This is a genomic window from Paraburkholderia haematera (assembly GCF_905220975.1).
GTDB lineage: Bacteria > Pseudomonadota > Gammaproteobacteria > Burkholderiales > Burkholderiaceae > Paraburkholderia > Paraburkholderia haematera.
In genome coordinates this window covers 16,264-35,948 of the sequence record NZ_CAJNBK010000021.1, presented here as the reverse complement: position 1 = coordinate 35,948, position 19,685 = coordinate 16,264, and the positions used below count along the sequence as shown (strand labels likewise).

At 62.6% G+C, this 19,685-nt stretch carries 15 protein-coding genes; 7 read left to right on the top strand and 8 right to left on the bottom strand.

What is annotated here, in order from left to right:
• Window positions 1–344: 344 nt before the first annotated feature.
• The gene (locus KHO23_RS26820) at window positions 345–743 is read left to right on the top strand and encodes a hypothetical protein (protein ID WP_211614707.1); all 399 of its coding nucleotides are present in this window, start codon (window positions 345–347) and stop codon (window positions 741–743) included.
• A 747-nt stretch (window positions 744–1,490) separates the two neighbouring features.
• On the opposite strand, the gene KHO23_RS26815 is transcribed toward KHO23_RS26820, so the two are convergent.
• The 6 genes from KHO23_RS26815 to KHO23_RS26790 all read right to left on the bottom strand — a co-directional run bounded on the left by KHO23_RS26815 (window position 1,491) and on the right by KHO23_RS26790 (window position 9,744).
• Window positions 1,491–2,441, bottom strand: a complete 951-nt coding sequence (locus KHO23_RS26815; RefSeq protein ID WP_407946075.1) for a peptidoglycan DD-metalloendopeptidase family protein — start codon at window positions 2,439–2,441, stop codon at window positions 1,491–1,493.
• 656 nt (window positions 2,442–3,097) lie between these two features.
• Window positions 3,098–3,514 (bottom strand): hypothetical protein, encoded by a 417-nt coding sequence (locus KHO23_RS26810; RefSeq protein WP_211614703.1) that lies wholly within the window; start codon window positions 3,512–3,514, stop codon window positions 3,098–3,100.
• Window positions 3,515–3,767: 253 nt separating this feature from the next.
• Entirely contained in the window at window positions 3,768–5,030 is a 1,263-nt protein-coding gene (locus tag KHO23_RS26805) for a c-type cytochrome (protein ID WP_211614701.1), read from the bottom strand.
• Window positions 5,027–5,782, bottom strand: coding sequence for a (2Fe-2S)-binding protein (locus KHO23_RS26800; RefSeq protein WP_211614699.1), 756 nt, complete (start codon window positions 5,780–5,782; stop codon window positions 5,027–5,029). Before KHO23_RS26800 ends, KHO23_RS26805 begins: the two co-directional genes overlap by 4 nt.
• Window positions 5,779–8,607: a xanthine dehydrogenase family protein molybdopterin-binding subunit gene (locus KHO23_RS26795; protein ID WP_211614697.1), complete on the bottom strand. Its 2,829-nt coding sequence runs from the start codon at window positions 8,605–8,607 to the stop codon at window positions 5,779–5,781. Before KHO23_RS26795 ends, KHO23_RS26800 begins: the two co-directional genes overlap by 4 nt.
• A gap of 381 nt (window positions 8,608–8,988) precedes the next feature.
• Window positions 8,989–9,744 carry a DeoR/GlpR family DNA-binding transcription regulator gene (locus KHO23_RS26790; protein WP_211614695.1) on the bottom strand — a complete coding sequence of 252 codons (756 nt, stop codon included), beginning with the start codon at window positions 9,742–9,744 and terminating at the stop codon, window positions 8,989–8,991.
• Between the two features lie 136 nt (window positions 9,745–9,880).
• On the opposite strand from KHO23_RS26790, the gene KHO23_RS26785 reads away from it, so the two are divergent.
• Window positions 9,881–10,468, top strand: a complete 588-nt coding sequence (locus KHO23_RS26785) for an NUDIX domain-containing protein (protein WP_211614693.1) — start codon at window positions 9,881–9,883, stop codon at window positions 10,466–10,468.
• Window positions 10,469–10,818: 350 nt separating this feature from the next.
• Complete coding sequence (locus tag KHO23_RS26780; RefSeq protein WP_236067000.1) at window positions 10,819–11,118, top strand: hypothetical protein; 300 nt, start codon at window positions 10,819–10,821, stop codon at window positions 11,116–11,118.
• A gap of 49 nt (window positions 11,119–11,167) precedes the next feature.
• Here the strand turns inward: KHO23_RS26780 and KHO23_RS26775 are convergent, their stop codons facing one another.
• Window positions 11,168–12,340: a porin gene (locus tag KHO23_RS26775; protein WP_211614690.1), complete on the bottom strand. Its 1,173-nt coding sequence runs from the start codon at window positions 12,338–12,340 to the stop codon at window positions 11,168–11,170.
• 542 nt (window positions 12,341–12,882) lie between these two features.
• On the opposite strand from KHO23_RS26775, the gene KHO23_RS26770 reads away from it, so the two are divergent.
• Both KHO23_RS26770 and KHO23_RS26765 read left to right on the top strand, forming a co-directional pair.
• Entirely contained in the window at window positions 12,883–13,992 is a 1,110-nt protein-coding gene (locus KHO23_RS26770; RefSeq protein WP_211614688.1) for an OpgC domain-containing protein, read from the top strand.
• 186 nt (window positions 13,993–14,178) lie between these two features.
• Window positions 14,179–15,039, top strand: coding sequence for an alpha/beta hydrolase (locus KHO23_RS26765; protein WP_211614686.1), 861 nt, complete (start codon window positions 14,179–14,181; stop codon window positions 15,037–15,039).
• A gap of 63 nt (window positions 15,040–15,102) precedes the next feature.
• Here KHO23_RS26765 and KHO23_RS26760 read toward each other — a convergent pair whose 3' ends face one another.
• Complete coding sequence (locus KHO23_RS26760) at window positions 15,103–16,212, bottom strand: AI-2E family transporter (protein WP_211614684.1); 1,110 nt, start codon at window positions 16,210–16,212, stop codon at window positions 15,103–15,105.
• A gap of 345 nt (window positions 16,213–16,557) precedes the next feature.
• Here KHO23_RS26760 and KHO23_RS26755 point away from each other — a divergent pair, with 345 nt between their 5' ends.
• The gene (locus KHO23_RS26755; protein WP_211614852.1) at window positions 16,558–16,842 is read left to right on the top strand and encodes a DUF3331 domain-containing protein; all 285 of its coding nucleotides are present in this window, start codon (window positions 16,558–16,560) and stop codon (window positions 16,840–16,842) included.
• A gap of 228 nt (window positions 16,843–17,070) precedes the next feature.
• Complete coding sequence (locus KHO23_RS26750) at window positions 17,071–19,641, top strand: adenosylcobalamin-dependent ribonucleoside-diphosphate reductase (protein WP_211614672.1); 2,571 nt, start codon at window positions 17,071–17,073, stop codon at window positions 19,639–19,641.
• Window positions 19,642–19,685: the final 44 nt, after the last annotated feature.

The window sequence follows — 19,685 nt, the reverse complement described above, 5'->3', positions numbered from 1 at the left end:
TAATACGCGATGCGGCTACAGACCAATGCGTGCAGAAGATGATACGCAGCGCGAGTGCGCCGGAGGAGACCCGGAAATTGTAGACGTGGATTAAGAAGTTCGCAGACAGGGTGTGCATGTGCGCAGGGTATCCACGAGACGAAAAAGACTTGCCGCTGCCCCACGCCGGAAGTGAAACGATATGAAAATCAATGCGTTACCATTACCGCATTGGCTTGATGTGACGCGCTTCGTGGTCGCGCAACATTCTTGTCGATGCATCATCGAGTGATTTTGTTAGCATGGATCTGGTTTGATCCAATCGCCCGGCTTGATCCGGCATGACTATCCGAAGGAGCTGCAAGATGAACGACCAGCAATGCATTCAATTCCTCTCGGAAATTCGCAGACCGCTATTGGCGCTGCATAAGTCGATTCTCGATCACGAGCGCGCGTCTTACGAAAAGGAATTCGGCCCCGTGACGCCGGCGGCCTTCCTGCAGGTGCTCATCAACGGCTCGGCGTTCCGCTGGCTCACGCCGCTCTCCACGGTGATCGCGAACGTCGACGAGATTCTCGACGACAAGGAAGCGGACGCCGCCGATCGGCTGGCCGCGGCCGAAGCGGTCCGCGGTCTCTTTTCTCCCGATCAGCCCGACAACGCATTCCTTCCGCGCTACTTGCCGCTCCTGCAAGCCGACCCGGCGATCCTGCATCACCACGGCCAGGTTTCGCAATTGCTGCGCGGCACTGAAGCGAAGTAGCCTGCGGCGCGTTACTTCTTCGCATGGGCTTCGCTGGCGTTGGGCGGACGTCGTCGCCGTGGTTGAATGCGGCAGCACGGCGTCCGGTTCGGATTGAGCGTTCGGCTCCCGAATATCCTCACCCTTGCCTCGCACGCATTTCGGTCGATCACGCGTTATTTCGTCGAATACAAATTCGACGTGTCCTCGACGATTACCAGGCTTTCCGAATCCAGCCAACACAACGACACCTTATTTCAAGGTGATTTATGCGCATTTTGTAATAGTGCGCTGTGTCTGCGCCGTTCACCGATCGACACGGCGATGCCGAGAGCTAGCATCTTGTGAATTTGCCTGGCTTTGCTGAATAAAATAAAGGTGAGATTTTGCGGGAGACCTTCAGAGCATACGATGACAAGCTGGTCAGCACGCCTCGCTGCGCCCTGCTGAGGCATGCAGACTTTTTCGCCATGCTCACCGCTATGCAACACTAGCCGCTTCCCGAAAGCTTTTACGTTCCGCGATCAAACCGAGCGCTTTCAGTCAATGCCGAAGACCGGTCATCTGATGATGGACGATGCCACCTGAAACGATTGTCGCGGCGGCGCTGCGCTGGCTCGATTGAAGGCGCCGAGCCGTTAGCCGATCTGCCGGGTAGCGGATCTGGACGGATGGACGTGACGAAGCAGCGAACTCGGCAAATGATTGCCTGGGATCGCTGCCTGTCTGGAGATGGCGAATAATCGCCGAATAAACGCCCGCTGATGTCTAGCCGCGGCCCTGCGGCAAATACGGCATCGGATCGATCGGCTTGCCGTCGTGGCGCAACTCGAACCCGACCGAGACGCGCGAGTTATTTTCGTCGCCCATCTCGGCAATCTGCTGCCCCTGCCGCACGATGTCGCCGATTTTCACCAGCAGCTTGCGGTTATGCGAGTAGGCAGTCAAAAAGTCCTTGTTGTGCTGGACGATGATCAGACTGCCATAGCTATTCAGACCCGTGCCGGCGTACATCACCTTGCCGTCGGCCGCGGCCCGCACCGGATCGCCCGCCTTGCCGCCGATTTCGATGCCGCGCGTTTCGCCCGGCTGGAAAGCCTCGACGACGCGGCCACCCGCAGGCCATGCCAGCGACACGCGGTTCGCATGCCGGGCAGTCTGCTGCGCGACTTCGCGCGCCTCGGCCGCGCTAGGCGCGGGCGATCGCGGGGTGGATTGCGCTGATGCTGACGACGTTGCTTGCGCGGTGGTTGCCGTCGACGTCTGCTGCGCGGCGAGCGCAACAGCCGGCGCGGACGCCGCAGTCGTTTTCGCAGCGGCGGCGGCTGCATTCACTTCCCGCACCGTTTCCGGCGAGGCCACGTGCAGCACCTGCCCGCGCTTCAATCGCGAGGAAGGCTTCAGGCCATTCCACGCCTGCAACTGCTTGACACTGCAATGATTGTCCTGCGCGATGCGCGCCAACGTGTCGCCACGCTTGACGCGATACTCCAAAGGCGGCGCCTTCTTAAGCGGCGCACCGTCGTCAGCGGTCAGCTTGACCGACGGGCTTGCGAGCGCATCGGAAGCTGGCGCTGCAGCCGCTGCCGGCACCCCGGACGCAGCCGATGCGTCCGGCGTCGCGCCCTGCTGTCCCACATTCGCACAACCGCTGACCGCCAGCGCGACCCACACGCCAGCCAGACTGGCCATCATTGTTCTGTCGAAACGCTTTCCCAACATATTCGACTCCTGCTTTCTTATTGGCGCGCCGGGTGTTGCCCTGTCGCGTGCGATGCGCGCGTTCTGTCGACGCGCTGCTTTCTTTCGCGACACAGCGAGGCCGCCTCGTGCGGCGCCCACTCGTGCCCTGCCATCCAACCTAATCCTTTTCGCCTTCCCGGAAACCCGGACACCGGATGCCCAAATGTCCGATAACAGGCGATCTTCCGCGAAAAGGGCCAGATTGCCGATTAAAATTCACGCGGAATTGTAAAGTGCGTTTTGCAAAAAACGTCGCGCCCCACACGTTTTGATACAAACCTTACGCACGGTGTTGCAGATACCGTTGCGTGCGCAACCAGCCCGGCACCGCAAGCCAGCGAGCAACCTCGGCTCCGTGCAGGTCAGCTCAGCGCCGTCGTGGCTGCCTGACCCGGTACACCAGGTCGGTCCGCGCCTCATGCGTCGTGTTGGCCTCACGCCTCCACGCGCACGGTCGCAATGACCCGCAAACGACTGCGCCGCCGGACGACCGGACGGCAACGGGTGCTTTAACGGCAAAACGCCGCAAAAACTTGAATGTCCGGTCGCCCGACGGTGAGCGTCAAGGGGAAAAAATGGGTGGGCGAGCGGACGGGCGCAAGGCCCATCCAACTCGATAAGAGCAAGGTCGGTTAGCTGTAGGACTGGCCCTGATACTTCACATAGCCGACCGGATGATGCGTGAAGTGCAGTACCGGCAGAACGGGGTTGGAGTTGTCTTCGGTCGGATAGGCGCTGGCGTCGGAGATATATTCGCCTTGAACCTCGATCGGCTGGCCCGCCTGCAATCCGGGAATTTGCTGCGCCAGCCCCTCGCTGTCGCCGAAACGCACGGCGACGAATACCTCGGTGCCGATCAGGTTTTGCGTACCGCCTTCGAATTTCAACACCTTGTCGATCCTCACGACGAAGTGCTGGTGATTGGCGTTGTTGTGAAACTCGGGGCTTAAGAACACCTTGCTGATCGTGCCTTGCACGCAAGCCAGCGGCGCGCCCAGCGACTGGGCGGAAGGATGTTGAGGTGCGGTTTGCGTCGCGCGATTACTCATGAAGTCTCCAGAACGGGAATCAGATTGATCTACGGCGAAACGTAGCCGCGCCGCCGGGCGGCAGCGGCGCGATACCATTTGAGCAGCGCATGACGCGCGAGTTCATTGCACGCCATGCGCAGGCGGCGAGATGATCTTTCACCTCGCCGTTCACGCTTGACACGCAAAAAAAAACCGGCACCTTTGACGGCACCGGCTCCTCCTTACATAACGCCTGACGCCACACCTGCAGCGCCCCGACGCACGGCATGTTTCATCGCAACGCTTTCACCGCGTCGGCCGTCACGTCGGCAGCCTGGCCGCCGTACGTCGCACGCAGATAATTCGCGAGCTGCGCGAGTTCCGTGTCGCTCAGTTGCGCAGCGAAGCCCGGCATATCCTGCATCCGTTCGAGGCCCGGGAAGTCCTGTGCGCCAATACCGTCGAGCATCGCCACGATCAGGTTATGCGCATCGCCTTGACGCACTGTCGAGTTGCCGTGCATCGGCACCGCGACGTGCGGCTTGCCCTCGCCGCCAAGGCCGTGACAGCCCGCACACACGCCAAGATACACATTGCGTCCCGCCTCGAGTTGCGCGGCATCCGCGGAAATCGATTGCAACGGTTGCGGCGCCGGTGCCTGATCGCCGAGCAGATAGGTCGACATCGCGCGCAGATCGTCATGCGTCATGTACTGACTGCTCAGATGCACAACCGGATACATCTCGCCGAAGGCCGAGCCTTGCGGCGCGATGCCCGTAGCGAAGAACGTCTGCAGGTCCGCAGCCGTCCAGCCACGCGCCGCCAAACCATGCGGCGTGATGTCCGGCGCGGCGATCCGGCCGAGTGCCGCGCCCGTCAGCGGCTTCGCATCGTCGAGCTGCCCGAACTTGCCGCGCGGCGTATGGCATTCGGCGCAATGGCCAAGCGCGTTCGCCAGATAACGTCCGCGATTCCAGTCGGCGGCCTGCCCTTTCGATGCGTCCGGCAACGTGTCCTTCAGGAACACCCAGTTCCAGAAGCGCACGCCAAAACGCATGTTGAACGGGAACGACAGCTCGGGTTCGTGGTTCGCTACGGCGGCCGGTTTCTGCGCCATCAGATACTTATAGATGGCGTCGCTATCCGCACGCGACAACTGCCGGTAGGACGTGTACGGCATGGCCGGATACAGCTGCTTGGTCGGCGTGACGCCGTCGTGCAGCGCCCCGTAGAAATCGTCCGCGCTCCAGTTGCCAATGCCGTGATCCTTGTCCGGCGTGATGTTGGTGCCGTAGAACGTGCCGAAAGGCGAAGCCAGCTTCACGCCGCCAGCAAACGGCGCGCCGTCCGCCGTAGTGTGGCAGGCGGCACAGTCGGCGGCTTTCACGAGGTAACGGCCGCGTGCGAGCGGATCGGCGGCGGTGGATTGCGGACCCAATGCGGCGGCGGCCTGCATCGCGGCAGCGGAGTCGTCATGCTTGCCGCAAGCACTCAGCAAAGCGGCCGTGCCGAGCAACAGTAGCGCACGACGCACATTCATCGAGGGGCGCATCATGCGGCTTCCTTTACGAGGCCAGGCGTGGTCATCACAACCTCCTTCACGGCCTCGTAGTAGCGCACGTAGCCCGTGCAACGGCAGATATGATCGTTCAGCGCTTCGGTAATGGTTTGCTCGACCTGGTCTTTGCCGATCGGCTGACGCTTCAGACGTTCGATCAGCACGGTCGCCGCATTGACGAAACCGGGCGTGCAGTAGCCGCACTGAAAACTGAAGTGCTCGAGAAACTTCTGCTGGATCGGCGAGAGTTCGACGACCTCGCCTGCTTCATTGCGCTTCGCGTGGCCTTCGATCGTGCGAATGGTCTTGCCATGGAAGAAATTCGCGCCCGTGATGCAGGTGCGCACTTCTTCGCTGGTGCCGTCCGGCTTGTCGACGATCACGACACACGCGTGGCAGATGCCCTGCCCGCAACCGAGGCGCGAGCCGGTCAGATGCAGATACTCGTGCAGGAAATCGATCATCATCAGACCGGCGGGCACGTCGGTCGGGCCGACAATCTCGCCGTTCACCTTGACCGAAACCGGCAGCGTGCGGAAATGCGTCAATGGACGCTCGACCACAGCCGCGGCCGGCGCGCTGGCGGAAACGCCGGCAGACACCGCCGCACCCGAGGCAGCAGAAGCCGGATTGGCGGCGGCAGCGCCCGAGGCGCCAGCCGTAGCGGATGCAGCGGAGGCGCCAAAGGCTTTGCCCGAGGCAACGGCGCCGCTCGCCGCATTGGCGGAAGTTTGAATGGGGGCCGTCATGCGAGCACCTTCTGAATACGTTGCGGGGTAACCGGCAGGTCGGTAAAGCGATGGCCGATTGCGTGCGCGATACCGTTCACGATCGCGCCGACCACCGGAATCATCACCACTTCGGCGATGCCCTTCGGCGGGTCGGTCTCGGTCAGCGGCGGCAGTACCTCACCGGTCTGGGTCCAGACGGCGACGTCGGTTGCGCACGGCAAGTGGTAGCGATTGAAGTTCCACGTGCCGTTGCCCGGGCCGTCCTCGTAGAGCGGCAAATACTCGTGCAGTGCATGGCCGATACCCATTGCGAGGCCGCCTTGCAACTGGCCCGACACGAGTTGCGGCGAGAGCTGATTACCGCATTCCATGATGGAGTGATGCGCGAGCAAGTCCACCTTGCCGCTCGCTTCATGCACCGACAACTCGACCAGCGTTCCAACTGCGCTGTAGTACGTAACGGCCGCGTTGTTGCGCTGAACCGGCGGAATGAACACACGCTGACGATCGAGCACGCGGTAATGGTTCGGCGTGGTTTGCAGTTTCTTTTTATCGACCGAAGCGTTGTCGCCGTAACGAAGCGCAAGCCCGTCGAGCGGCAGGCGCTCGACGCTGCCGTCGATCTCGAAGTCCGACTCGGTCCACTGCCAGCGATTGAACACGTGCACGGTCGCGCCGGTGACCAGACCCAGCTCGTGCGCTTTCTTCGCGAGCTGCTCGAACGGCAGCGCCTCGAGTCCCGCCGCGGACAGCTTGCCGTCGACCCAACGCGCGTCTTCGATGCGCACCACCAGCGGCGCCGCTTGACCGCCGCCGCCGCCCTGGCTCCAGATCGCCATGGCCGCCGGCCACAAGCCGTGCGCGAACACAACGCGTGCCGCCTCGCGCGTGCTGTGCGTAAAGTAGAACGCCGAATTCGTCGCGCTCGACGGCGACGCATAACCCGGCGACCAGCGCGGATTCGCGGCCAGTTTGTCCTGGTCCGCTTGCGACATCATGTAGGGATCGCCGCTCGTGACGACCGGCAGGTCCGGCCAGTCGGTGATCGCGACGTGCACGTCGGTAGCCGGCATGCCGAGCCACTTCGCGACCGCGATCGCCTGCGAGGTCGACATGCCCGTGCCGATTTCGGCAGCCGTATGTTGCAGGCTGATCTTGCCGTCCGCGCTGAACTCGACCTTCGCGAACGAGGTTTCCGCACCCGTGCCGAAGTCCTTCTGCACACACGCAAAGCCAACGCCATAACGCTTGCCCGGATGCGCGGCTTCGAACTCGGCCTTACGCTTCGTGCGATTCACCCACAGCGGATGAAGCTTCGCTTTCTGCAATACGTCGTCGACACGAATCGCGCCGGCGGGCACCGCGCCCTGCGTGTTTTTCATGCCCGAACGCAGCGCGTTTTTCAGGCGGAAGTCGATCGGGTCGACATTCAGTTGCGCGGCGATTTCGTCGACCATCATCTCGGTCGCGGCCATGCTTTGCAGCGTGCCGTAGCCGCGCGCCGAACCGGCGTCGATCGCGCGCGAGGCGATGGCCACCGCCGAGAGATCGTTCTTCGGGAAGTAATAGATCGATTGCGCAGCCGTCGCGCCGACCATTGCCACCGACGGCGAAAAGTTACAGCGTCCGCCGCCGTCCGCTTCCATCTCGGCCTTGAACGATTGCATCAGACCGGTGTTCTTGTCGACGGCGATCCGGTAGTGCATCTTGAACGCGTGGCGTTTCAACGACGTCTGGAACTGCTCGTAGCGATCGTTGGCAAGACGCACCGGGCGGCCCTCCGCATACATCGCGCAGACGAGGCCGTAGAACGGCACGTTGAAGTGGTCCTTCGAACCGTAGCCGACCGTATAGCACGGGTGAATGAACAGGTTCTTCACCGGGAACGCGCACTTCGCCACCATGCCGGCGGCGCTGTCGGCGACTTCCGACGGCGCCTGGGTCGGCACGACCATATGCAGCGATTGCGTCGCCGCGTCGTACCAGCAGTTCGCGTTGTCGGGTTCAAGCGCGGCCGTGTCGATCGACTGCGTGTTGTACTCGCGTTCCAGCACGAGCCAGTCCGCCGACGGATGATCAAGCTCCTGCTGGATCTGCCCGGCATGGAACATGCCCTGTTCGTCGAGCTTGCCGTGTTCGACGCCGTCCGGCCACACCGGCTGGTGCTTGCGCATCATGCTCGGGAACACCGGCGCGTCTTTCAGACTCGAGAAGATGTCCTCGTCATAGGGCGTCTTGCCGCCGACGCGCACGAAGCGGAACGTGCCCCACGGATCGCGTTCGAGCGGCCCCGTTTGCGCGCCATAACGGATGATCTGATCCTGGAACTTCAGTTTGTCTTTCGCGAAACGGAAGCGCGCGAAGTCGTGATAGATCAGGATCGCAACCGCCTGGCCGAGATACGCGGGCGTCTTGCCGGGCGGTAGCAACATGTCGTCGCCGTAGAAGGCCGGGAAGATCAGGCCGTCGCGCGTCAGATCGGCCGCCGTGACCACACGGTCAGGCTTCAGTTCGTCGCCGAGCAGCGTCAGGTCGAAGCCTTCGTAGCTGCGGTCGGCTTGCGTCGTGCGCAGGATGAAGGCGTGCGACTGCTGCTGCGGCCAGTGCGGCATGTCGGCGGCGCGGATGTCGCGCGCGAACACTTTCGAGCCGGTCACCTTGGCGATCCCGTCGATCCGGAATTTCGCCTGGCCGTTGGCGGCGTCCCACTGAACCGGTGTCAGAATTTTTTCTTCGAACAACGCAGCGAATGCGCGGCTGCCCATCGGCGCGATATACACCGACACACCCGCCAACACGCTGGCCTTCAGAAAACTACGACGCGAAAGGTCGAGTTTCCCCATGGACTTCTCCTTTAGTGAACACAGCGGCAACCCGATGGCAGGACGAACGCGGAACACAGGCCGGCGCGGCGCGGCCGCATACCAGCTTACACGCGGTGGACCTGCGCTGAACGGCGGTAAACCACGAGGGAGGCATTCGAAGCGCGGGCACTTGCGCGCGCCAGAACGTACCGGCGACGTGCAGCGGCCACACCTTCGGCCATGCCGCAGTCGATCTGATTGACCTTGAACTACCGTGAGTTGCCTTTTTCCCTGCCCTACCGAGGGCAAGGGCCGGGATTATCGCGCTGTTTGGACACACGGTGCGTTAATTTTTGTCCGTTATCTCGCAGATAAGAGATTGGGTATGGACCGTTATGGCAGCGGGTTTATGACGCTTAACTAGGCACGCAAGATCGTGATACCCAATGCCTCGAACGGCGCGGTGAGCGCCTCTGGCGTATGCCGCTCGACGACGATCGTGCTGGCCGCCGACACGTCCGCAATCCGGTACGCCGACGCCGCATTGAGTTTTTCCGCCGACGCCAGCACCACCGTTTCCGCCGCATGTTCCGCGAGTGCGCGTTTAACGCAGGCCTCCTCCATATCGCCGGTGCTCAGACCCGCTTGCGGATGCACGCCGGTTGCGCCCATGAAATAGAGGTCGGCGCGAATGTGACTGAGTGATTCGATGGCCGCCGCACCCACGTTGACCATTGAATGCCGGAACAGGCGCCCGCCGATCATGATGACCTCGAGTTCCGTGTGCTCCGCGAGCTCGACTGCGATGCTCGGGCTGTGCGTGACGATCGTCGCCCGCAAGTCGCGCGGCAGATGACGCGCCAGTTGCACGGCTGTCGTGCCGCCGTCGACGAACGCAATCTGGCCGCGCCCGATCAGGCCCGCCGCCGCCCGGCCGATCGCCGCTTTCGACGCCGATTCGATCTGCTCGCGCCCGGCAAAATCCACCGCCGCCAGCGACGCCGGCAAGGCCCCGCCATGCACGCGCTGAAGCTGCCCCTCAGCGGCGAGTTCGCGCAAATCGCGCCGGACGGTGTCCTCGGAGACGTCGAACGCCGCGCTCAAGGTTTTGGCGATTACCTGGCCGTCACGCTTGAGCGCTTCAAGAATCAACTGTTTTCTTTGCGATGTGAGCACGGCGGCGGTCCTGTCAGCAAGTTGAGAATTTGCACGAATTTTCTTGTTTTTGCACGATACTGCACGATACCATGAATCGCATGCGGTGCAGACCGCGTTTCCCAACAGGACCAGATGCGAGGACAGGATGCGAGTCATGAACGAAATTGCCGGGCGGGTGCGGATTGTCGACGTGAAAGTGCTATCGGACGACTGGTACGTGCTGAAGAAAACCACCTTCGACTACCAACGCGCGGACGGCAGCTGGCAGCGCCAGAGCCGCGAAACCTATGACCGCGGCAACGGGGCGACCTTGCTGCTGTACGACGCGCACCGCCGCACGGTGGTGCTGACGCGGCAGTTCCGCCTGCCGGCATTCGTCAACGGCCATCACGGCATGCTGATCGAGGCGCCGGCGGGCCTGCTGGAGGCGGCCTCGCCCGAGGAACGCATTCGCGCCGAAGTCGAAGAGGAAACCGGCTACCGGGTGCATGAAGTGCGCAAGGTATTCGAAGCCTTCATGAGCCCGGGTTCGGTGACGGAAAAGCTGCATTTTTTTGTCGCTGAATACGATGCGGTGGCAAAAGTCGGCGCGGGCGGCGGGATTGCCGACGAAGGCGAAGATATCGAGGTGCTGGAGTTGCCGGTGGATGAAGCGCTGGCGATGGTCGAGCGCGGCGAGATCGTCGACGGGAAGACCATCATGCTGCTGCAGTACGCAAAGTTGAATCTGTTCGGTGCGTAAGCGGCAGCTCGCCGGTGGCCCGCCACGGTCACCGTGACAGGCATGGGCGCTGACGCACACCGTGGCGAGCGCCCTGCCACCGCTACGGTTGTTCTGTCAGCGGCCTGGCCGCGCGCCAGCCAGTTCAGACTGATCCCACACGACTTTAGGAAAAGGACGATAGGCCGAAGAGCGTCAAAAAAATATCCTTACGGGTCCTTTTAAAGCCTGTCAGCCTTGCTGCCAAAGCGAGGCAAGTCTTTAAACGGAAAGTCATTTCCGTCAGCATATTTTTTTACTTCCGCCGGTTCGATAAAGCCGGCGGATGATTTGAGGTTTAAGTGGATTCTCTTAATTCAGCGAACAGATTCATGGGTGGTTTCTTTTTCGGCGCCCTGGTCGCTGCGGTCGTGATGGTGCTGCTCTGCAATGCCGGTGAATTTTCGCCGTTTATTGCGAAGCTGCACGCTCTCGAGCAGGTCATCCTGACCGCGCTCATTTCCCTCGTTATTGTCGACGCAAAGCCATTGGCCTATAAAACCGTCTGGCGTGAGCGCCGCTGCAGCTTCGTACTCGACGAAGATCTGAGCGCGACGATTCGCGGCAGAACCTTCGGCATTCCCGCCGGCGTGGTCATCGGTATTCTGATTCAGAACTATGTCATGAACTGAATCTGCCGTGCCCCGCCGGGAGTCCCCCCGCCTCGCCCTGCCGCCGTCCCTAGAACTTGTGCCGTATTGCCGCGCGCACCACGACCTGCTTCGACGTCGATGACGGCGCCTGGGTGCCGGGCGTAAAGGCATCGTCCAGAATCGAATAGGTGGGGTCGCCTGTCACCTGCTGATATTCGCCCTGAATGTACACATCGGTGCGCTTGGACAGGTTGTAGTCCGCCATCAAACCGAACGAATGAATTCTCGGTTTCACGCCGCCGCTCGAGGCGTCGTAGGTTTCCATCGTGTACACATACTGCGCGCCGACGAACAGCGTCGGCGAAATCTGATACTTGCCGTTCACCTCGAAATTCTGATACTTCAGCGAGTTCAACAACACACCCGGCGGCACGAGCGGCGTCACGCCGAGATAGCCGTTGCCGGTGGGGTCCAGGTAGTTCGAGTTGGTGTACACGAAACCGGCAGTGGCCGGGCCAAAGGTGTACGTGATGCCGCCGCCGAACACGCGCATGCGGGCGGCGATAAAGCTGGCATCGTTCGCCGTGATCGCGCCGTTTGAGCCGTTGCCGGGGTTGTCGGCCTGCAGATACGCCGCGGCCACCAGCAGTCCGCCATAGGCGTATTGGCCGCCGAAACTGTACGCGCGATTGTTAGCGAAGCCGGTGTCGTTGCTGAAGCTGTAGACGCCGCCGAACTGGAAGCCCGAGATCGACGGGCTGGTGTACTTGACGCTGTTGTCGAGGCGGAATGAGTTGTCGGTGTTGTCGTTATCGTACGGATGCGAGAACAGATAGCCGGCCCAGTTGCCGTTGGCTGTCGTTTGCGCCAGAAAGTCGACCACGGAGTCGTACTGGCGGCCGAACGTCAATGTGCCGTACGGCTGCGAGCTTAAACCGACGAACGCCTGGCGGCCGAACATCCGGCCACCCTGGTTGAGCCGCCCGGAACTGACGTCGAAGCCGTTTTCCAGCTGGAAGATCGCCTTCAGGCCACCGCCCAGTTCCTCGGCGCCTTTCAAGCCCCAGCGGCTGCCTTGCGCATAGCCGCTCGCGAGTTCATAGACATGGCCGCGCCCGACATTATTGGTGTAGTTGATGCCTTCATCGAGCACGCCATACAGCGTCACACTCGTCTGGGCAAAAGCAGGGGGGGAGAAAATCGCTAACGAAGCGGCGGACAAAACGGTGGAGACAGCCAGCGCGAACACTTGCTTGTTCATGAAGATCTCCCTGAGCTCGAGCAATGGGACAACTCGATCCGACCGCTTTTTTTAACGCTTCTTGAGGCGTTATCGACCCCGACGCGCTTTCAGGAAATCCTCACACGCCGTTACGTCGCCGTCCATCGGGTGTCGCGCGCATATCTCAAAACGTTGCGAAATCTCCACTGCATGCATCAGCCTCTTCTTTCGCCGCGCTTATTCAGGTAAACGGCGCCGCGCCGAGCGGACTTAAGCCGGCTGGCCGATTGGCCGCCCCGCTCCGCACTTCTCGTAGCGGCTTTGTCATGGAAAGAAATATAATCGAAAGCTTTTGCGGCGCTGCAGCGGAACTCGGCGCCGTCAAACGGGTCATTTTTACTGGCCTCTGCACCGAGCCTCGCATGGCCGGTTCAAGCGGCGACGCGGTGCGGCCATCCGCGTATGACCGCCCCGCGGTTGGTCGCCCGCCGCAACACCAATCCAATTTCAAAAAGCTTTGTGAGACGCCTGACGCGCTGGACTAGCGCGCCGTCGCACGGGGCTGCTTTTGGCGCTACACAATGCAAAAGTCGCAATCCCGCCTGATAGAGCTCGATTTTTTCCGCGGGCTGGTTCTCCTGATCATCGTCGTCGATCACATCGGCGGCAGCATTCTGTCGCGCGTCACGCTGCATGCGTATGCGCTGTGCGACGCGGCCGAGGTCTTCGTGTTCCTTGGCGGCTTCGCCACGGCGACAGCCTATGCCGCGCTCGCCGAACGGCGTAACGAGGCGACCGCGCGCAGCCGCTTCCTGCGGCGCTCGCTCGAAATCTATCGTGCGTTCCTCATCACGGCCGGCTTGATGCTGCTGGTCAGCGCGGTGCTAAGCGCATTCAGTATCGACGGTCCGAATCTGGCCACCACCGATCTCGACGATCTGATGGACGCCCCCGTGTCCGCCCTGCGTGACATCCTCCTGTTCCGCCGTCAGCCGTATCTCGCTTCCGTGTTGCCGATGTACACGTTCTTCGCGCTGCTGGTACCCATGATCCTGCCGCTCGCGCGCAGCAAGCCGTGGCTGCTGCTGGCCGGCAGCGTTGCCTTGTGGGCGGGCGCACCGGCTATCGACGCCTATCTGCCCGCCGCGCCGGACATGCACTGGGATTTCAACCCGTTTGCCTGGCAGTTGCTGTTCGTGCTCGGCGTGCTGGCACGTTGCCAGCCCATTTATCAGCGGATCAGCGCGCATCGTCTTGGCTGGCTGGTCAGCGCGCTGGCGCTCGCCGTGGTCGCCGCCGCGGCCTACTACAAGCTGTTTATCGAACGCGAGCCGCTCGACGGCAGCTTCAAGCAAAACCTCTCGTACCTGCGCGCAGTCAATTTTCTTGCGATCGCCTGGCTCGTCGCAAACCTGATCGAACTCGGCTGGGCAAGAAAGCTCGCGCAATGGATGCCGTGGGTCGGCATGATCGGCCGCAAAGGCCTGCTGTGCTTTATCGCGGGCGCCGTGATTTCGCTAGTCGTCGATTCTCTGCTGTATGCCGCGACCGACGGCTATCTGAACTATCCCCTTGGACTGGTGGCGGATACCTGTGCCGTCGGCGCACTGTTCGCCGTCGCGAGGGCATCCGAGCCGCTCAAGCGCTTCACCGCGCGCATCTGGAGCTTGCGCCTCAGAACGTCGCCCTGAGCGAGCGGCGTGCGTATGCGCGCGTGAGCTTTTGCTGTGAAGCCGTTTGCCTTGTTGCTGTTTGCCGCTTGCCTGCCCAACCAGTTGCCGCGCTCCCGCTTGCCGCTTGCCGCTTTCCGATTTCCACTGCCGATACTGCTAGCATGACGACCGCGCCCGACCCGCGCGGCCGCCTCTTACACTGACATGCGTCTATTCCTACATTCCGCACTCCTCGCGCTATGCGCTGCTGTCGGCGCGCCGGCGAGCGCCAGCACCATCATCAGCCGAAGCTTCCATTCCGAAGCGCTCGGCCGGGACTGGGCCTACATGATCTATCTGCCCACCGGCTATCGCCACGACGCCGCACGCATTCCGGTGCTCTACCTCCTGCACGGCAACAACGGCGACGCCAACGACTGGCTCACGCAGGGCCACCTGCAGGCGAGCGCGGACGCACTGATCGAGCGCAAGGAGATGCCGCCGGTTGTGATCGTGATGCCGCAAGGCGGCACGGACTGGTATGTCGATCGCAAGGAGAAGATGGAGACCGCGTTCTTCGACGATCTGTTGCCTGAGATCGAAACGCGCTACGCGGTCGCAACGCAGCGCGGCGGCCGGATGATCGGCGGCGTTTCGATGGGCGGTTTCGGCGCGCTGCGCTACGCCATCACGCAACCCGAGCTCTTTTGCGGCGCACTCCTGCTCAGTCCTGCGATCTATCCGAACGAGCCGCCGCTCGCTTCGGCGGCGCGCCGCGTCGGCGTGTTCGGCGACCGGCAGTTCGACCCGCACGTCTGGCATGCGCTCAATTATCCGGCGCAATGGGAGCGGTACATGAGCCAGCCGTATCGCCTGCCGATGTTCATCGCCGCCGGCGACGACGACCTCGCGATCCAGGCCGATGCGTCGTCGCTTTACACGCATCTTCGGCTGGCGGGAAATCCCGCGGCGTTACGCATCATCGACGGTGGCCATACCTGGGATGTCTGGAGCGCGCTGCTGCCCGCCGCGCTGAAATATACGCTGGGCTGCGTCAAACAACCTGCACGCGATCAGGAAAAGTAAGCTCGCCAGTTCCGCCAACCCGGCGATTCAGCAATCCTGATTACGCCGGCAAATTGCGTGCAACTATTGCACGATGTCAGCCCACAGCACCACCAGCACGGTCATGAGCGCGGGCCCGATGAACAGGCCGAGCAAACCGAACGTCTCCGCCCCGCCGAGAATGCCGAACAGCACCAGCAGGAAAGGCAATCGCGTCGAGTTGCCGATCAGCACCGGCCGCACGAAATGCTCGGCGACGAACACCACGACCGAACCGAACACCACGAGCCCGATCGCCCCGGCCACCGAGCCTTGCGAGAACAGCCACAAGGCCGCGAGGCCGAACGTGAGCGGTGCGCAGAACGGCAGCATCGCGGCGATCGCCGTGATGGACGCGAGCAGCGCGACATGCGGCAAGCCGGTCACGAAATAGGCGACACCCAGCAACACGCCCTCGCCGAGCCCCACCACCACGAGGCCGGACACCGTGCCGCGCACCGCCGCGGCCATGCGCTCGAGCAACTGCGCGCCGTCGTCGCCGAAACCCCGCCGCGCGCCTTTCATCAGCGAGCCGGACAGACGCGGCCCCGCCTGGAAGATCACAAACAGCGTGATCAGCATGAACGCGAACACCATCACGCCGTGCGCCGCGCGCGCGCCGAAGTGGCGGCCGAGCGTCATCACCGTGGTGCTGTGCAGTCCCTTCATGGCCGCCGAGTCGCGCAGCGGCTGAGCGAGATTGGCTTGCCACCAGGCTGAAATCTGTTGCACGCCGAACGGCAAGCGCTCAATGATGCCCGGCAGCGGAATTCCGTTTTCCTGCGCGGCCTTGAACCATTCACTCATGTCGTGGGCTTCGCGCAGCGCCTGCGTAATGCCGATACCGACCGGCAGCACCACCAGCAATGCGATGACGAGTGTCAGCAGCGCGGCGATCAGCGTCGTGCGGCCCGTGCACCAGCGGATGCCGTCCATCTTTTTCAGAAGCGGCCACAGCGCGATCGCGATGACGCCGGACCAGGCCATGACCGCAATGAAATCGCGCACGACCCACAACGCCAGCAACACGAGTGCGATGTATAGAACGAGTGAGGCCGGTTTCTGCTTTTTCAGGCAAGCAGGCGGCACCGGGGATTCGGGTGATTCGGGCAGTTCGGGTGATTCGGGCGGCGTTACGGGAGGGCGTGAAGTCATGAAGGCTCTAAGGGTCTTGTGGATGTGCGCGCGAGCCGTCCAGAAAAATGCAAACCCGCTACACTTGCATCGCACGGTCGCTCATCAATAACGACATCTTAAAGGAAGCACCGGCGCCCTTTGCAGGCGGCATTCTCGTCGCGCTGCGTACAACACTGCGTTGCAAAAATCCACGCTATCGCAAATTCATAACGCATAAGCCCCGCAAAGCCCCGCCGTTTCGGGCAAGCGTGAATGTCAAGTTTCATTGTTGCTATTTGGAGAACAGTGTTTCAACCGCGGCACAATGGCTATCCGGCGCGCACGGGACTAAATTCGGCACACCACAATACGGAGCCGACGATGATGACCCTCGAGTCCATCCCCCTTGACGGTACCAATGGCGTACGTATCGAAATTCTCGAGCGCTCCGACAACACGCTGGTGATCCGCTGGGTCGAACCGGGGCGCTGTCATTATGGCGAGCAGCGGTGGCGGCGGCGCTCGGCGCATACGTCGGGAACGTGCGCGGTCACGCGGCGCAAGATCCGCCGCGGTGACGCGGTGTTTAAACCGGCTGAACGGCCGGCCCCTTCGAATGCTTCCGCGATGATCTGTGCCGAGGTGTTCTGCGAGCTGGCTGAAGCCTGAATTTTTTGCCTCGACGGCGCGCTGCTGCCGTGCGCTTACGGCGCCTGCCGTCCCAAGCCTCTCCGCGTCCCCGCCCCAAAAGCCCGATTGCGGCGCTTCGCCACGTGCGTTAAGGTGTTCCACGTTGCGCCAGGTCACCACGCCTGCCAGACGCGCACCGTTTAATGAATGCCCCGCACCCATTCGAACGCGCCGCAGCCCGTCTCGCGGCAAACGAGAGGCGACACCATGGCAGAAGACACCCCGGAAACCCGCGCCGCAGAGACTCTCCCCAGCCAGTTAGTTGCACCGCAACAATTCTCTCTGGACGTTCTGCTCGAGAAATACGCGAAAGGCGACGAGCAATCGGCCGACGACGTGTTCAACCGCGTTGCCCGCGGCGTCGCTCAGGCGGAGCCGGAGGCGCTGCGCGAGTCGGTCGAAGCGCTCTTCGTCGACAATCTGCGGCATGGCGCGTTGGGTGCCGGGCGGATCATGAGCGCGGCCGGCACCGGCATCGCCGCTACGCTGATCAATTGCTTCGTGCAACCGGTCGGCGACGCGATTCAAGACGTCGACGAACAAGGCCTGCCCGGCATCTATGTGGCGCTGCTGCAAGCCGCTGAAACGATGCGCCGCGGCGGTGGCGTCGGCTACAACTTTTCCGCGATCCGGCCCAAGGGGGCCCGCGTTCACACCACCAGTTCGTCGGCGTCCGGACCGTGCAGCTACATGGACGTATTCGACGCCTCATGCCGCACCGTGGAAAGCGCGGGCTCGCGGCGCGGCGCGCAGATGGCCGTGCTCGACTGCAATCACCCCGACCTGATCGAGTTCATCGAGGCGAAGCATTCGAAGGGCCGCTGGAACAACTTCAACGTGTCGGTGGGCGTGACCGACGAATTCATGCGCGCCGTCGAAGAAGATCAGCCCTGGCCGCTCGTGCACCGCGCCGAGCCGTCGCCCGCGCTGCGCGCGGCAGGCGATGTACGGCAACGCGAAGACGGCCTGTGGGTCTACAGCGAACGGCCCGCACGCGAGATCTGGGACCGCATCATGCGCTCCACCTACGACGTCGCCGAGCCCGGCATCGTGTTCATCTCGCGCATGAACGAAGACAACAACCTACGCGCGGTCGAAACCATCCGCGCCACCAATCCGTGCGGTGAACAACCGCTGCCGGCCTACGGCTGCTGCAACCTCGGACCGTTGAACCTCACCCGTTTCGTGCTCGACCCGTTCGCGCAGTTGAAAGGCCGCAAGCCTTCATTCGACTGGGACGGTCTCGCCAAACGCACCCGCATCCAGGTGCGTTTTCTCGACGACGTGCTCGACGTCACCTTATGGCCGCTGCAGCAGCAATATGACGAGTCGCGCGCCAAGCGGCGCATCGGCGTCGGCTTCACCGGCCTCGGCGATACGCTGGTGATGCTCGGTCTGCGCTACAACTCGCAGGAGGGCCGCGACTTCGCGGTGCGCATTGCCCGGCTGATGCGCGACGAAGCCTATCGGGCGTCGGTGGAACTGGCGCGCGAGCGCGGCGCGTTCGAATTGTTCGACGCCGGGCGTTATCTGGAAGAAGGCACGTTCGCCTCGCGCCTGCCCGACGACATCAAGGATGCAATCCGTCAGGACGGCATCCGCAATAGTCATTTGCTGTCGATCGCGCCGACCGGCACTGTCAGCCTCGCGTTCGCCGACAACGCGTCGAACGGCATCGAGCCGGCCTTCTCCTGGACCTACACACGCATGAAGGTGATGGCCGACGGCGGCCGCGAATCGTTCGACGTCGAAGACTACGCGTATCGCCTCTATCGCGAACTTGGCGGCGATGTGAACAAGCTGCCGGACTACTTTGTCAGCGCGCTCGAGATGTCGGCGCGCGACCACCTCGACATGATGGCCGCCGTGCAGCCGTACGTGGACACCTCGATCTCGAAGACGGTCAACGTGCCGGCGGACTATCCGTTCGAAGCCTTCGAAAGCCTCTACTTCGACGCGTGGAAGAACGGTCTCAAGGGTCTCGCCACATACCGCCCGAATGAAACGCTGGGCGCGGTGCTGAGCGTGAGCCCGCCGCAAGCCGACGACACGCTGGCCGAGACCGATCAGGACCCGCTGCGGATCGCGATCGATCATCGGCCCAAGGGCGAGTTGCCGGCAATCATCGAGAAAGTCGAGTACCTGACGCAAGCCGGCAAGAAGTCGCTTTACGTCGCAGTGTCGTTTATCGAAGTGACGGGACGGCTCGGCGGCGAAGACGTCACGATCGAGCGCCCTATCGAGTTCTTCATTCCGACCGGTCAGCGCGACGAATCGCAGCAATGGATCACGGCGACGATGCGTTCGCTGTCGCTCGCGGCTCGCGGCGGTTTTGTCGCGCGCAACTTGCAGGATATGCGCAAGGTGTCGTGGGATCGCGGGCAAGTGCGGCTCGGTGAGGTGCAGCGTCTCGACGGTCATCGCACGCCGCGCTGGCACGATTCCGAAGTGGCGGCGCTGGCCTTTGCGATCCAGCAGATTCTGCACCGGCGCGGCTTTCTCGACGCGGAAGGCAACCAGGTGCCCTCGCGCATGCTGGCGCGTTTGCCGCGCGGGCAGATGAAGGCAGAGACAGCCTTGACGGCGGATTTCGGTATCCGTCCGAATCCGGGTGACGCTGGTGAGGCTGGCGAGGCAGCGTTGATGCAAGCCGGCGGTGCGCAAGGGTTGCATACCATGCTTGGACGCAAATGCGGCTCGTGCGGTGCGAATGCGGTGATCCGCAAGGATGGCTGCGACTTTTGCACGGCGTGTGGCGAAGTGGGTGCGTGCGGGTGAGTCGCTAGCAAAGACCGCCTGGAACGGCTGCGTGGCTGGTTGAT

Bases quoted from the DNA above. Each gene is read 5' to 3' on its own strand.
- KHO23_RS26755 (WP_211614852.1), top strand. From the start codon at position 16,558: ATGACCCTCGAGTCCATCCCCCTTGACGGTACCAATGGCGTACGTATC.
- KHO23_RS26800 (WP_211614699.1), bottom strand. From the start codon at position 5,782: ATGACGGCCCCCATTCAAACTTCCGCCAATGCGGCGAGCGGCGCCGTT.
- KHO23_RS26785 (WP_211614693.1), top strand. From the start codon at position 9,881: ATGAACGAAATTGCCGGGCGGGTGCGGATTGTCGACGTGAAAGTGCTA.
- KHO23_RS26770 (WP_211614688.1), top strand. From the start codon at position 12,883: ATGCAAAAGTCGCAATCCCGCCTGATAGAGCTCGATTTTTTCCGCGGG.
- KHO23_RS26765 (WP_211614686.1), top strand. From the start codon at position 14,179: ATGCGTCTATTCCTACATTCCGCACTCCTCGCGCTATGCGCTGCTGTC.
- KHO23_RS26810 (WP_211614703.1), bottom strand. From the start codon at position 3,514: ATGAGTAATCGCGCGACGCAAACCGCACCTCAACATCCTTCCGCCCAG.
- KHO23_RS26760 (WP_211614684.1), bottom strand. From the start codon at position 16,212: ATGACTTCACGCCCTCCCGTAACGCCGCCCGAATCACCCGAACTGCCC.
- KHO23_RS26780 (WP_236067000.1), top strand. From the start codon at position 10,819: ATGGGTGGTTTCTTTTTCGGCGCCCTGGTCGCTGCGGTCGTGATGGTG.
- KHO23_RS26795 (WP_211614697.1), bottom strand. From the start codon at position 8,607: ATGGGGAAACTCGACCTTTCGCGTCGTAGTTTTCTGAAGGCCAGCGTG.
- KHO23_RS26805 (WP_211614701.1), bottom strand. From the start codon at position 5,030: ATGATGCGCCCCTCGATGAATGTGCGTCGTGCGCTACTGTTGCTCGGC.
- KHO23_RS26820 (WP_211614707.1), top strand. From the start codon at position 345: ATGAACGACCAGCAATGCATTCAATTCCTCTCGGAAATTCGCAGACCG.
- KHO23_RS26750 (WP_211614672.1), top strand. From the start codon at position 17,071: ATGGCAGAAGACACCCCGGAAACCCGCGCCGCAGAGACTCTCCCCAGC.
- KHO23_RS26775 (WP_211614690.1), bottom strand. From the start codon at position 12,340: ATGAACAAGCAAGTGTTCGCGCTGGCTGTCTCCACCGTTTTGTCCGCC.